The sequence below is a fragment of the Pseudooceanicola antarcticus genome (genome assembly GCF_900215355.1).
GTDB lineage: Bacteria > Pseudomonadota > Alphaproteobacteria > Rhodobacterales > Rhodobacteraceae > Pseudooceanicola > Pseudooceanicola antarcticus.
Map to the genome: position 1 here is coordinate 439,947 of NZ_OBEA01000003.1, position 13,378 is coordinate 453,324.

Here is a 13,378-nt window from a genome sequence, read left to right on the forward strand (position 1 = left end):
GCCCGGTGGTCCGTTCGTCAGGCTGCGCGACCTTCGCAGGGCCGCTATTCCACCACGAAGGCGCGGATGAGGACTTCCTCGAAGGGCCGGATGGGCTCGAGCGTGCCGATGAAGATGCGGTCGTTGAGCCAGCCGTAGGGCCCCATGGGGGCCTCGATGCAGATCCGCGAACGGCCATAGTCCAGAACGCCCGGCGCGGAATAGGTCAGCAGCGCATGGTTGCGGATCTCGATGCCGGTGCCGTCGTCGGTCTCAAGATGATAGATCGCCTCCAGCTCCTTGTTGCCATCGGGGCGCAGACGCTGCAGGTCGAACCCGCCGGGCAGCACCTTGCCGCCGAAGGGCCGCGCCGCGCCGGCCGGATCGAGGGTGCCTTCAAAATGACCGCCGGTGATCGGGATGATCAGCCTTTGGCCACTGGGGCCCGTGCCCTGGTCGCGCATCGGGCCCACGGTCACATGGGCCTGCCAGCAGGGCAGAAGTTTCGGCTGATCCGCGCGATAGGGCATGGGGGTCTCCTTCGGTAGCCCGGCAGGGGCCCTGCAACGGGGCGCTTGCAAGGTCGCGCCCGGGGGCGGGAGGCGTTAGCTCTCTGCCCGCAGCACCGCACCGGGGTTCATGATGCCATTGGGGTCGAAGAGCCGCTTGATGCCGCGCATCAGCTCAAGCTTCACCGGGTCGCCATAGCGCTCGAGATCGGCGACCTTCAGGCGACCCACCCCGTGCTCGGCCGAGAAACTGCCGCCGTAGCCCGCCACCAGGTCGTGGATCATCTCCATCACCGGGGCCTTGGCCGCCAGGTGATCGGCCCGCGCCTCTCCCTCGGGCGGGAAGACGTTGTAGTGCAGGTTGCCATCGCCCAGATGGCCGAAGCAGTTCAGCCGGTAGGGGCCCATTTCGGCCAGTCTGGCGCGGCCCTCGTCGATGAACTCGGGCAGGGCCGACAGGGGCAGCGAGATATCATGAGAGGAAATCGCGCCGATGGCCCGGTTGGCCTCGGGGATCGCCTCGCGCAGCTGCCACAGGCCATCCGCCTGGGCCTCGGACTGGGCGATGATGCCATCGCTGACCAGCTCGGCCTCGAAGGCGGCGGCGAAGAGCTCTTCCATCAGCGCCTCGGCATCGGCCTCGCCGAAGAGGCCGAACTCGATCAGCACCATCCACTCGGGCGCGGGATCGAAGGGGCGGCGGATGTCGGGCAGGGTGGCCTCGATGAAGCGCAGACCCATGCCCGAGATCAGCTCGAAGGCGGTGATCTGCTCGCCTGCATGGACGCGCGCCAGCGAAAGCAGCTTCAGCGCGGCGGCAGGAGAGGGCGTGACCAGTAGCGCCGTGGCGCGCCGCGTCGGTCGGGCAAAGAGCTTCATCGCCGCGCCGGTGATCACGCCAAGGGTGCCCTCGGCGCCGATCATCAGGTCGCGCAGGTCATAGCCGGTGTTGTCCTTCCTGAGCCGCGTCAGGGTGTTCATCACCCGGCCATCGGGCAAGGCAACCTCCAGCCCCAGACAGAGCTCCCGCGTCGTGCCGTAGCGCAGCACGTTGGCGCCGCCCGCGTTGGTCGACAGGCTGCCGCCGATCCGCGCCGTGCCCTGGGCCCCGAAGCTGAGCGGGAAGAGCCGGTCATGCTCTGCCGCCGCTTGCTGGATCGCCTCGACCGGCACCCCGGCGTCGACGGTGATCACGTTCTCTTCGGGCAGGATCTGGCGAATGCGGGTCATCCGCTCCAGCGACAGGACCAGGGGCGCGGGGCCCTCGGGCATGACCTGGCCGGCCACCAGCCCGGTGCCGCCGCCGTAGGGCACCACCGGCACCCGCGCGTCATTGGCCAGGGCCAGCACCTGCGCCACCTCCTGGGCCGAGCCCGGTGCCACCACCAGCCCGGCCTGACCCCGGTAAGAGCCGCGCAGCTCTTCGGTGTAGGGGGTCGTGTCGTCGCGGAAGGCGGCGGGGGGCAGGATCTCTCGCAGGCGGGCGGTCAGCGCGGCATCGAGGGCAGCAAGTTCGGGCATTGGTCAGCTCATGTTGCGCAGGTGTTCCAGGACGGCACGGCGCACGCTCTGTTCGCCGCTCACGGCGGCTTCCTCGATCACCTGCCGCACTGCGCCCAGGTCGACGCGCAGCAGCAGGGATTTCACCGGGCCGATGGAGGCGGGCCGCATCGACAGGGCGCGCAGGCCCATGGCGGCCAGGCAGACGGCCTCGAGCGGGCGCCCGGCGTCCTCGCCGCAGAAGCTGAGCGGCGTATTGGTCTCTTCGCAGCGCTCGACGATGCCCTGCAGGAAGGTCAGGAAGCTGACGTTGAGCGTGTCGTAGCGCTTGCGCACGCGCTCGTTCTCGCGGTCGGCGGCGAAGAAGAACTGCTTCAGGTCGTTGCCGCCGATGGAGAGGAACTGCACCTCTTCAAAGAAGCGCTTCGGCGCGAAGGCCAGGCTGGGGGTCTCGAGCATGGCGCCGATTTCCAGGCTCTCGGGCAGGGCGTGGCCGAGGATGCGCTCGCGCTCGATGGCCTTGTCCATCTCGGCGCGGGCGGCACGGTATTCGTCGTATTGCGCCACGAAGGGGAACATCACGGTCAGCGGCCGGCCATTGGCGGCGCGCAGCAGGGCCTGCAGCTGCATCCGCATGACACCGGGCTTGTCCAGGCCCACCCGGATCGCCCGCCAGCCAAGCGCCGGGTTGGGTTCATCCGCCGGCTTCATGTAGCTCAGCACCTTGTCCGAGCCGATGTCGAGGGTGCGGAACACCACCCGCTTGCCGCCGGCGCTGTCCAGCACATGCTTGTAGATCGACGACAGCTCGGAGCGGGTCGGCATCTTGTTGCGGATCAGGAACTGAAGCTCGGTGCGGAAGAGCCCCACGCCCTCGGCGCCCGAGTTCTCGAGGCTGGGCAGATCGGCCATCAGGCCCGCGTTCATGGTCAGCGAGATCCGGGTGCCGCATTGGGTCACGGTCTCGACGTCGCGGATCGAGGCATAGCGCTCCTGCGCCTTGGCCTGCATGGCGATCTTGTCGCGGAAGGCGGTGACCACGGTATCCTCGGGGCGCAGGTGCGCCACGCCCTGATCGCCATCGACCATGATGTGGTCGCCGTTCAGCGCCTCGTTGGTGATCTCGGGGGCGTTGATCACCAGCGGGATCGCCAGTGCCCGCGCCACCACGGCGGCGTGGCTGCCGACCGAGCCCTGCTCCAGCACGATGCCGCGCAGGCTTCGGCCATAGTCCAGGAGTTCCGCCGGGCCGATGTTGCGCGCCACCAGGATCGGGTCGGCGGGCATCTCGGCGCCGGTCTCCTTGCCCTGTCCGGTAAGGATGCGCAGCAAGCGGTTGCTGAGGTCGTCGAGGTCATGCAGCCGCTCGCGCAGGTACTGGTCAGAGGCCTGGGAAAGCCGCTGCCGCGCCTGGGTCTGTTCCTTCTCGACCGCCGCCTCGGCGGAAAGCCCGCGCGAGATGTCCTCTTCCATGCGCCGCATCCAGCCCTTGGAATTGGCGAACATCCGGTAGGCTTCCAGCACCTGCAGCTGCTCTGCGTCGCCGGTGGCGGCACCGGCCAGCATCTGGTCGACCGAGACCCGCAGCTGTTCGACCGCCTCGTTGAGGCGCTGGCTTTCGCGCACCGGATCGTCGGCGATCGGGTTGGTGATGACGACGCGCGGCTCATGCAGCCAGACATGGCCCTCGGCGCTGCCTTCCTGGCCGGAGCTGCCCTTGAAGAGGCGCGGCTTGGTATGGCGCGCCGAAAGCGCCGCTTCCTCGCCGACGAAGGCGCCCAGCTCGGCCATCTCGGCCAGCACCATGGCGACCACTTCCAGCGCGTAGATCTCTTCCTCGTTGTACTTGCGCGAGTCCTTCGACTGCACGACCAGCACGCCCAGGGTCTCGCCCAGGCGCTGGATCGGCACACCGGCGAAGGCCGAGTAGATCTCTTCGCCGGTCTCGGGCATGTAGCGGAAGCCCTGTTCCTTGGGCGCATCGGCGGTGTTGACCTGCTTGCCGGTGCGCGCTACGCGGCCCACCAGGCCCTCGCCCAGGCGCATCCGCGTCTGGTGCACCGCCTCGGGCTTCAGGCCCTCGGTGGCGCAGAGCTCGAGCGTCTCGGCATCGCGGAACAGGTAGACCGAGCAGACCTCGGTATACATCGACGAGGCGATGAGCCGGGTGATCCGGTCAAGCCGCTGTTGGCCATGGCTGTCTTCGGCCATGACTTCGCGCAGACGGCCAAGCATCTTGCGGCTGTCGGTCTGAAATTCTTCGGCCATGCCCTAGAAGGTCCCTTCCCTGCGGGTCGATAGGAATAGATCACAGCGCGCCGGGAAGCAAAACACCTTTTAGGGTCGCAGGGTGTCGCGGGGGCGGGGGAACGCCGAGAGGAGGAGGGGGCTCTGCCCCCTCTTGGTCCCGTGCCGGGCCCAATTCACCCCCGGAGTACTTCAGGCCTGGTGATGAGCTTGTCAGGTGACGAAAAGGCGCCCGCCTTCTCCGTGAAGGGCGTGCCACGGTCCTAGTGGGAAAGTAGGGTGCCTCTCCGGGTTCTGTCCCGCCTCATCACCAGGCTGGAAATACTCCCGCCGGAGGCATCCGCCGCAGACTGAAGTGGCCAGCCTGCCGCTCTGGGCGGTTCTGGGACAGGGTAGCGGACAGGCAAAAGGGCGGAGCCCAAGGCCCCGCCCTTTCACCTTTTCCAACAGCCGGTGAGGGCTCAGGCCTTTTCCAGCTCGAAGGCGTCATGCAGCGCCTGCACGGCCAGCTCCATGTACTTGCGTTCGATCAGCACCGAGATCTTGATCTCGGAGGTGGCGATGACCTTGATGTTGATGCCCTCGTCCGAGAGCACCTTGAACATCTTGGCGGCGACGCCCGACTGCGAGCGCATGCCGATGCCGACGGCCGAGACCTTGCAGACCTCGGTGTCGATGGCCAGTTCCTCGAAGGTCAGCTTGCCCGCATCGCGCGCCTCGCCCAGGGCCTTCTCGGCGCGTTTCACCTGGTCGATGGGGCAGGAGAAGGTCATGTCGGTCACGCCCTCCTCGCTGATGTTCTGGATGATCATGTCGACGTTGACGCCGGCATCCGACAGCGGTCCGAAGATCGAGGCGGCGATGCCGGGCTCGTCGGCGATGGTGACGAGGGTCATCTTCGCCTCTTCGCGCGAGGCGGCGATCCCGTTGACGACGTTGGATTCCATGATGTCCTCCTCGGCACAGATCAGGGTGCCGGCTGTGTCGGATTGTTCCTCGAAACTCGACAGAACCCGAAGCTTCACGTTGTAGCGCATGGCCAGCTCGACCGAGCGGGTCTGCAGCACCTTGGCCCCCAGCGAGGCCAGCTCCAGCATCTCCTCGAAGGCGATGCGGTCCAGCTTGCGGGCCTTCTGGCAGATCCGCGGGTCGGTGGTATAGACCCCGTCCACGTCGGTATAGATGTCGCAGCGCTCGGCGTCGAAGGCGGCGGCGAAGGCCACGGCGGTGGTGTCCGAGCCACCCCGGCCCAGGGTGGTGATCCGGCCCTCGGGCGAGATGCCCTGGAAGCCCGCGACCACGGCAACCTTCATGCCCTCGCCGAACTTGGCCATGATGTTTTCGGGCGGGATCTCCTCGATCCGTGCCGCGCCATGGGCCGAGTTGGTCTTCAGCGGCACCTGCCAGCCCTGCCAGGACCGGGCGGGGATATCCATCTCCTGCAGGGTGAGGGCCATCAGGCCGGCGGTGACGTTTTCGCCCGACGAGACGACGGCGTCATATTCGCGCGCGTCGTACATGGGAGAGGTCTCGCCGACCCAGCCGACCAGCTCATTGGTCTTGCCGGACATGGCCGAGACGATGACGATGACGTCATAGCCCTTGGCCACCTCCACGCCGACCCTCTTGGCGGCGCGGCGGATGCGGTCGAGATTGGCGACGGAGGTTCCGCCGAACTTCATTACGAGAACAGGCATATCGGCCCTTGACCCCGTTCCTGGGAGAATTGTCCGGGTGGTTTACGCATGGATTGCGCAGGGCGCAAGGCGGATCGCCTCGCCTGGGCCCTTGTTTTCGGGCGTCCCGCGCGGGGTGGGCTCAGAGCGGCAGGGCGCTGCCATCATAGCTTTCGAAACAGCCACTTGTGCCTGTCCCTAGCGCCTCGAAGCGTGCGATCAGCCCGGTGACCGAGGTTCGCGCGTCGATGTCGGCACCCGCGCCGCCCATGTCGGTCTGCACCCAGCCGGGGTGATAGGCGCCGACGGCGATTCCCTCGGGCTTGAGATCGACGGCGAGGTTGCGCGCCAGGTTCACCGCCGCCGCCTTGGAGGCGCGGTAGATATAGGAGCCCCCCGGTGCCCGTTGCTGGCTGCCCATGGCAGAGGCGATGATCGCGATCTTCGCCCCGGGCGCGGCGCGCAGCTGCGGCAGCAGGGCCTGCACGGTCAGGAAGGGGCCGGCCACGTTGACCTGCATCTGGCGGGCCCAGGTTTCGGCGGCGAAGCCGTCGTCGAGGTGCTGACCCTTGTCGAGGTAGAGGCCCGCGTTGCAGATCAGCAGGTCGACCGGAGAGGCGACCTTTGCCGCGAAATCGGCCAGTTGTGCGGTGTCGGTCACGTCCAGCGCCAGCAGGCCTTCGCCGCCGCGGGTCGAGGTGCCGGTAACGCTGTGGCCTGCGGCCTCGTACTGGGCCTTGAGTTCGGCGCCGATGCCGCGGCTGGCGCCTGTGATGACGATATGCATATGGGTGTCCTCGCTCTTGGCAAAGGCTTAGCTTTGCGCGGGCGTCGGGGCAAGGTCGGCAGGGGAGCGAAAGCAGGCCGGATGAGGGCGCGGCGCAAGGCCTGCCTGGTCGAGACGGCCCATGCCCGTTTCGCCGAAGAGGCCTGGCGGGCCATGCCGGCGCGGGGAAATAGGGCCCCGACACAGGTCGGCGCCCTTTCTCATTCGGCTTTCCGCATCCGGGCTCAGTTGGTCTTGCGGCCCGGCGTGAAGGGCAGGGGCAGCACCGGCACGCCGTCTTCGATCAGGGCGCGGGCCTCTTCGGGCTTGGCCTCGCCGTAGATCGGGCGGTCGGGCTGGTCGCCGTCGTGGATCGCGCGGGCTTCCTTGGCGAAGTTGCCGCCGACATAGGTGGCGTTTGCCTCGACCTTGCGGCGCAGCTCGGCCAGAGCTGCTTCCGCCTCGGACTTCGGCGCGCTGAGCGCGCCCTTGGTGCCTGTGTCCGGCGCAGGCGCGGCGGCGTCGCGCGAGGGGCGCACGCGCGGCGCCATCAGCGCCTTTTCGACGTTGGTGCTGCCACAGACGGCGCAGGCCACATGGCCTGCCGCCAGGAGCTTGTCGAAGGCATCCGAGGATTGGAACCAGCTGTCGAAGCTGTGCCCCTCGGCGCATTTGAGATCGAAATGTATCATCTGATCGCGACCGCTGAGTGATGCAGAAGACATAATCGCTATTGCGAGGGATGCAAGCGGCCTAGAGCTTCAGGGCCCTGGCATCGAAGGTCTTCAGCAGCCGCGCCAGCTCGGGCTCAAGCACCCGCTTGGCGGCCTTCTTGCGCGAAAACCACTTGCGCTTGCGTTCTCCGGCCTCGGGGTATTCGGCCTTCAGCAACGCCACGCGCACCGGGTAGATGATGCCGACGCAGGGCAGTTCCTCTCCGCTCTCCGAGGTCTTGAAGTAGGGGACGCGGCCAAGCGGCGTCTCGGCAACGCGACCTATGACACCAGCTTCCTCGTAGGCCTCCCGAAGGGCGGCTTGACCCGGGCTGCGGTTCTTCATCGGCCAGCCCTTGGGCAGGATCCAGCGCTTCGTCCCACGCGAGGTGATCAGCAGGATCTGCGGCTTGTCCTTGACGATCCGGTAGCAGAGCGCCGCGTATTGCGTCTGGACGAGTTTGTCGTCCAGGCCCGGAAACTTGAACTGAGTCTGCACCTGCGAGGTCACGTGGGTATGCCGCCTGGTCATCTGCTCGTGGGGGCCGTTCGGGCTGGGCGGAGCCTTGCTCCGCCGGGCGTCGGCCTCTGACTATGGCAGCAGGATAGCAAACGCGCGCGGCATTGTCCCAGCCTGCATTCAGCCGGTACGATGGAAGCGCGCGAAACGCCGGGAATTTGCTGTCGCGCTGCCACGCGTTGCGGCAGCGCGACACGCGCAACGGGCGTTCAGCGGTCGCTGTCCTGCCAGCGCGGGTTGATCCAGGGGCGCGCGTTCTCTTTCGGCAGCGGGGTGCGGCCCAGGATGTGATCGCTGGCCTTCTCGCCGACCAGGATCGACGGCCCGTTGAGGTTGCCATTGGTGATGCGCGGGAAGATCGAACTGTCGGCCAGCCGCAACCCCTCGACGCCGATGACGCGGCACTCGGGATCGACCACGGCCATGGGATCGTCGGCGCGTCCCATGCGGGCGGTGCCGCAGGGATGGTAGGCGCTTTCGGCATGCTCGCGGATGTGCTGGTCCAGCTCCTCGTCGGTCTGCAGCTGGCTGCCGGGCAGGATCTCCTTGCCGCGGTAGGGATCGAAGGCCGCCTGGCCGAAGATCTCCCGCGTCAGGCGGATGCAGTGGCGGAAGTCTTCCCAGTCGCTCTCGGCGGACATGTAGTTGAAGAAGATCCGTGGCGCCTCGCGCGGGTCGGCCGACTTCAGTGTCACCGCGCCCCGGCTTTCCGAGCGCATCGGCCCCACATGGGCCTGGAAGCCATGGCCCTCTGCCGCCGCCTGTCCGTCGTAGCGCACGGCAATGGGCAGGAAGTGGTACTGGATGTCGGGGTATTCCACGCCCGGTTTCGAGCGCAGGAAGGCGGCGCTTTCAAACTGGTTCGAGGCGCCGAGGCCCTTCTTGGTCAGCAGCCATTGCGCACCGGCGATGGCCTTGCCCCAGAGATTCCAGTGCTTGTAAAGCGTGATCGGCTGGGTGCTGGCCTGCTGGATGTAGAGCTCGAGGTGGTCCTGCAGGTTCTGGCCGACGCCGGGGCGGTCGGCGACGACCTCGATACCGTGCTCCTTCAGATGCGCGGCAGGCCCCACGCCCGAGAGCATAAGGATCTTGGGCGAGTTGATCGACGAGGCGGCGATGATCACCTCGCGCCGGGCCTTCACCACCTCGATCCTGCCGCCGCGCTCGATTTCGACACCGGTGGCGCGGCCGTTCTCGATGATGACGCGGCGGGCGAAGCAGCGGATCATTTCGAGGTTCGGACGCTTCAGCGCCGGTTTCAGGTAGGCATTGGCCGTGGACCAGCGGCGGCCCTTCCAGACCGTCTGCTCCATCGGGCCGAAACCCTCCTGCTTTTCGCCGTTGTAATCCTCGGTCAGCTCGAAGCCCGCCTGGGCTCCGGCCTCGACGAAGGCGTGGAAGAGGGGGTTTTCGCGCGAGCCGCGGCTGACATGCAGCGGGCCGTTCTTGCCGCGCCAGTCGGGATCGCCGCCGTGGCCGCCGTCGTGCCAGTTCTCGGCGCGCTTGAAGTAGGGCAGCACGTCGGCATAGGACCAGCCCTGCGCGCCCTGTTCTTCCCAGTGGTCGTAGTCGCGGGCATGGCCGCGCACATAGACCATGCCGTTGATCGAAGAGGATCCGCCCACGACCTTGCCGCGCGGCGTCACGAGCTGGCGACCGCCCAAGCCCGGCTCGGGCTCGGACATGAAGCCCCAGTCATAGCGCTTCATGTTCATCGGGTAGGAGAGCGCAGCAGGCATCTGGATGAAGGGGCCGGCGTCGGTGCCGCCGAACTCCAGCACCAGCACCTTGTGCTTGCCGTCCTCGGAGAGGCGCGAGGCCATGACGGCCCCCGCCGAGCCGGAACCGATGATGACGAAATCCGCTTCCATCAGCGCATCCTCAGAAGGCCGCGGCCACGTCGCCCATGGCAACGTAGACGGACTTGACCTGGCTGTAGTGCTCGATCGCGGCGCGCGCGTTCTCGCGGCCCACGCCCGACATCTTGACGCCGCCGAAGGGGGCCTCGACCGGGGTCAGGTTGTATTCGTTGATCCAGCAGGTGCCGGCCTGCAGCTGCGCCACCACGCGATGCGCGCGGGTGAAGTCCTTGGTGAAGAGACCGGCGGCAAGGCCGAACTCGGTGTCATTGGCGCGGGCCACGACCTCGGCCTCGTCACCGAAGGTGAGGATCGACAGCACGGGGCCGAAGATCTCTTCGCGCGCGATGCGCATCTCGTCGGTGACATTGCCGAAGACCGTGGGCTCGATGTAGTAGCCCGCGCCCTCGGGGGCATGGCCGCCAAGCAGCAGCTCGGCGCCCTCGGCCTTGCCGATCTCGATATATTCCAGCACCTTTTGGCGCTGCACGTCGGTGATCATCGGGCCGATCTGGGTCTCGGGGTCCAGCGGGTCACCGATGATGGCCTTGCGGGTGCGCTCCAGCAGGCGTTCGGTGAATTCATCCACGATGGCCTCATGCACGAAGACACGGGTGCCGTTGGAGCAGATCTGGCCGGTGGAATAGAAATTGGCGTTGATCGCCGCCGAGACGGCGTTCTCGATGTCCGCATCCTCGAAAATGATCAGGGGGGACTTGCCGCCCAGCTCCATCGTCACGTGGCGCATGCCCTCGGCGGCGGCGGCATAGACCTTCTGGCCCGTCGGCACCGAGCCGGTGAGAGAGACCTTGGCCACGCGCGGGTCGCTGACCATCGAGGCCGCCGCATCGCCATAGCCGTTGACCACGTTGAAGAGACCCGCCGGCGCGCCGGCCTCGATGAAGATCTCGGCCAGTTTCAGGGCGCAGAGCGGCGTGACTTCAGAGGGCTTGAAGACCATGGCATTTCCGCAGGCCAGCGCAGGCGCGGCCTTCCAGCAGGCGATCTGGGTTGGGTAGTTCCAGGCACCGATGCCAAGGCAGACGCCAAGCGGCTCGCGGATCGTGTAGACGAAATCGCCGCCCAGAGGCACCGTCTCGCCGGTCAGGGTCGCGGTGAGGCCGCCATAGTATTCCAGCGCCTCGGCGCCCGAGGCGGCATCGGCCACCAGGGTTTCCTGGATCGGCTTGCCGGTGTCGATGCTTTCCAGCTCCGACAGCTCTTCGTTGCGCTCGCGCAGGATGGCGGCTGCGCGCGACAATACACGGCCACGGGCCACGGGGGCCAGGGCGGCCCATTCCTTCTGCGCGCGCGCGGCCGAGGCCAGGGCCTGTTCGACCACGGCGGGGGTGGCGGCGTGCAGCGTGGCGACGGTTTCGCCGGTGGCGGCATAGACGCAGGGGATCTCGCGGCCCGCGGTATCCTCGACATAGGCGCCGTCGATGAAATGGCTGCCCTTGGGCTGGACGTTCTTCATGGTCATTCTCCGCGGGGGTAGCGCTGGTTTTCCTCCAGCACGTTCAGGTCCATGTGGTTGCGCATGTAGCGCTCAGAGGCCTTCTGCAGCGGCTCGAAGTCCCAAGGGAAATACTCCCCGTTGCGCAGGGCTTCGTAGACGATCAGCCGCCGGGCCTGGCTTTCGCGCACCTCGGCGTCGAAGCCGGCGAGGTCCCAGTAGGCCTCGAACATCCTGGCGAACTCGGCTTCCACCTCCTGCGCGGCAGGATCGCCGGCGCGGTTCACCAGCTCTGCCGGGTCCTCGGCGAGGTTGTAGAGCAGCGGCGGGTCGAGCTCGCAGCGGATATACTTCCAGTCGCCCATGCGCAGGGCGACCAGCGGCGCATAGGAGGCCTCTGCGGCGTATTCCATCCGTACGGGCGTTTCGCGGGTGCCGCCCTGGCCCAGGGGCACGAGGCTTTCGCCGTCCGTCCAGGGCATGATCTCGGTAAGGTCGATACCCGCCAGATCGGCCAGTGTCGGCGTCACGTCGATGGTCGAGACGGGCGTTTCCACCAGCCCCGGCTGCATCTGGGGCGCGGCCACCATCAGCGGCACGCGGGAAGAGCCCTCGAAAAAGCTCATCTTGAACCAGAGGCCCTTGTCGCCCAGCATGTCGCCGTGATCAGAAACGAAGAGCACGATGGTGTTCTCGGCCTGACGGGTGTTCTCCAGCGCCTCCAGGATCTCGCCGATCTTGTCGTCGAGGTAGGAGATATTGGCGAAATAGGCCCGGCGTGACCGCTTCACGTCCTCTTCGGTGATGTCGAAGTTGCGCCAGTCGTTGGCGTCGAAGATCCGCTTGGAGTGGTTGTCCAGCTCTTCGTAGGGCAGGGCGGGGGTGTCGGGCAGCAGGTGCTCGCACTCCTCGTAGAGGTCCCAGTACTTCTTCCGCGCCACATAGGGATCGTGGGGATGGGTGAAGGAGACGGTCATCATCCAGGGCCGATCATCCAGCCGGCGGCCCAGATGGCGCACCTTGGCGGTGGCCTGGAAGGCGACCTCGTCGTCGTATTCCATCTGGTTCGAGATCTCGGCCACGCCCGCGCCGGTGACCGACCCCATGTTGTGATACCACCAGTCGATGCGCTCGCCGGGCTTGCGGTAATCCGGGGTCCAGCCGAAATCGGCGGGGTAGATATCGGTGGTCAGGCGCTTCTCGAAGCCGTGCAGCTGGTCGGGGCCGACGAAATGCATCTTGCCCGAAAGGAAGGTCTGGTAGCCTGCGCGGCGCAGATGGTGGGCATAGGTGGGGATGTCGCTGCCGAACTCAGCCGCGTTGTCATAGACCTTGGTGCGACGCGGCAACTGGCCCGACATATAGGCCGCCCGGCCCGGCGCGCAGAGCGGCGAGCCGGTGTAGGAATTGGCAAAGCGGGTCGAGCGCGCGGCCAGTGCCTTCAGATTGGGCGCATGCAGCCAGTCTGCGGGGCCGTCGGGGAACAGCGTGCCGTTCAGCTGGTCGACCATGAGAATCAGGATATTCGGGCGCGAGGTCCCGGCGGGGGCCGCGGGTTCAGTCACGGTCAGTCCTTTCAAGCCAGAGGGTCAGGTAGTCGGCGATGATCGCCTTGAGCGCATCCCGCCCGGGGACCGAATCCTGCAGGGCGGAGCGGATGTAGAAGCCGTCGATCAGGGCGGCGATTCCCTGCGCGATCTCTTTTGCGGTCTCTTCGGGGAAGATTTTCCTTAGGTCATGCAAAAGATTTGTCTGCAGCCGACCGGCATAGACATTCAGCAGTCGGCGGGTCTCGGCAGAGTGCAGGGCACGGACGTAGAAGTTCAGCCATGCGGCCACGATGGCGCGCTCGAACTGGTTGGAATCGAACGAAGAGTCAGTGATCGCCTGAAGGCGCTCGACCGGAGTCTTCGCAAGTTTCAGGTTCCTCAGGACCGTTTCGCCATAGATTCGCATCACATGACGCATGGTCGCGAGAAAGATTTGTTCCTTTGATCCGAAGTAGTGATGTGCCAGCGCCGAGGACATGCCGGCGCGCTTCGCGATCTGGCTGACCGTCACGTCGAGCGTGCCGGCCTGGCCGATCTCGGCGATACAGGCTTCGATCAGAGCCTGTTTTCGCACCGGTTCCATTCCGATCTTCGGCAACTTGC

At 66.7% G+C, this 13,378-nt stretch carries 11 protein-coding genes; all 11 read right to left on the reverse strand.

Annotated elements, in window-relative coordinates:
- Window positions 1-44: 44 nt before the first annotated feature.
- The 11 genes from CRO50_RS10090 to betI all read right to left on the reverse strand — a co-directional run bounded on the left by CRO50_RS10090 (window position 45) and on the right by betI (window position 13,373).
- Window positions 45-509: a DUF3237 domain-containing protein gene (locus tag CRO50_RS10090; RefSeq protein ID WP_097145768.1), complete on the reverse strand. Its 465-nt coding sequence runs from the start codon at window positions 507-509 to the stop codon at window positions 45-47.
- Between the two features lie 75 nt (window positions 510-584).
- Complete coding sequence (locus CRO50_RS10095; protein WP_097145769.1) at window positions 585-2,009, reverse strand: FAD-binding oxidoreductase; 1,425 nt, start codon at window positions 2,007-2,009, stop codon at window positions 585-587.
- A 3-nt stretch (window positions 2,010-2,012) separates the two neighbouring features.
- Complete coding sequence (gene ptsP / locus CRO50_RS10100) at window positions 2,013-4,256, reverse strand: phosphoenolpyruvate--protein phosphotransferase (protein ID WP_097145770.1); 2,244 nt, start codon at window positions 4,254-4,256, stop codon at window positions 2,013-2,015.
- Window positions 4,257-4,696: 440 nt separating this feature from the next.
- Window positions 4,697-5,932: an aspartate kinase gene (locus CRO50_RS10105; RefSeq protein ID WP_097145771.1), complete on the reverse strand. Its 1,236-nt coding sequence runs from the start codon at window positions 5,930-5,932 to the stop codon at window positions 4,697-4,699.
- A 121-nt stretch (window positions 5,933-6,053) separates the two neighbouring features.
- Window positions 6,054-6,698, reverse strand: a complete 645-nt coding sequence (locus CRO50_RS10110) for an SDR family NAD(P)-dependent oxidoreductase (protein WP_097145772.1) — start codon at window positions 6,696-6,698, stop codon at window positions 6,054-6,056.
- A 224-nt stretch (window positions 6,699-6,922) separates the two neighbouring features.
- Entirely contained in the window at window positions 6,923-7,369 is a 447-nt protein-coding gene (locus CRO50_RS10115; RefSeq protein ID WP_097145773.1) for a DUF1178 family protein, read from the reverse strand.
- Between the two features lie 61 nt (window positions 7,370-7,430).
- Window positions 7,431-7,922 (reverse strand): NUDIX hydrolase, encoded by a 492-nt coding sequence (locus CRO50_RS10120; RefSeq protein ID WP_097145774.1) that lies wholly within the window; start codon window positions 7,920-7,922, stop codon window positions 7,431-7,433.
- 197 nt (window positions 7,923-8,119) lie between these two features.
- Window positions 8,120-9,781, reverse strand: a complete 1,662-nt coding sequence (gene betA / locus CRO50_RS10125; protein ID WP_097145775.1) for a choline dehydrogenase — start codon at window positions 9,779-9,781, stop codon at window positions 8,120-8,122.
- A gap of 10 nt (window positions 9,782-9,791) precedes the next feature.
- Complete coding sequence (gene betB / locus CRO50_RS10130) at window positions 9,792-11,246, reverse strand: betaine-aldehyde dehydrogenase (RefSeq protein ID WP_097145914.1); 1,455 nt, start codon at window positions 11,244-11,246, stop codon at window positions 9,792-9,794.
- A gap of 2 nt (window positions 11,247-11,248) precedes the next feature.
- On the reverse strand, window positions 11,249-12,790 hold the full coding sequence (gene betC, locus CRO50_RS10135) for a choline-sulfatase (protein WP_097145776.1): 1,542 nt from the start codon (window positions 12,788-12,790) through the stop codon (window positions 11,249-11,251).
- Window positions 12,783-13,373: a transcriptional regulator BetI gene (betI, locus tag CRO50_RS10140; protein ID WP_097145777.1), complete on the reverse strand. Its 591-nt coding sequence runs from the start codon at window positions 13,371-13,373 to the stop codon at window positions 12,783-12,785. Before betI ends, betC begins: the two co-directional genes overlap by 8 nt.
- Window positions 13,374-13,378 lie beyond the last annotated feature (5 nt).

What these genes read in the sequence shown, in the direction of transcription:
- CRO50_RS10090 (WP_097145768.1), bottom strand. Translation starts at nt 509, where the DNA reads ATGCCCTATCGCGCGGATCAGCCGAAACTTCTGCCCTGCTGGCAGGCC.
- betA (WP_097145775.1), bottom strand. Translation starts at nt 9,781, where the DNA reads ATGGAAGCGGATTTCGTCATCATCGGTTCCGGCTCGGCGGGGGCCGTC.
- betB (WP_097145914.1), bottom strand. Translation starts at nt 11,246, where the DNA reads ATGAAGAACGTCCAGCCCAAGGGCAGCCATTTCATCGACGGCGCCTAT.
- CRO50_RS10105 (WP_097145771.1), bottom strand. Translation starts at nt 5,932, where the DNA reads ATGCCTGTTCTCGTAATGAAGTTCGGCGGAACCTCCGTCGCCAATCTC.
- ptsP (WP_097145770.1), bottom strand. Translation starts at nt 4,256, where the DNA reads ATGGCCGAAGAATTTCAGACCGACAGCCGCAAGATGCTTGGCCGTCTG.
- CRO50_RS10095 (WP_097145769.1), bottom strand. Translation starts at nt 2,009, where the DNA reads ATGCCCGAACTTGCTGCCCTCGATGCCGCGCTGACCGCCCGCCTGCGA.
- CRO50_RS10115 (WP_097145773.1), bottom strand. Translation starts at nt 7,369, where the DNA reads ATGATACATTTCGATCTCAAATGCGCCGAGGGGCACAGCTTCGACAGC.
- CRO50_RS10120 (WP_097145774.1), bottom strand. Translation starts at nt 7,922, where the DNA reads ATGACCAGGCGGCATACCCACGTGACCTCGCAGGTGCAGACTCAGTTC.
- CRO50_RS10110 (WP_097145772.1), bottom strand. Translation starts at nt 6,698, where the DNA reads ATGCATATCGTCATCACAGGCGCCAGCCGCGGCATCGGCGCCGAACTC.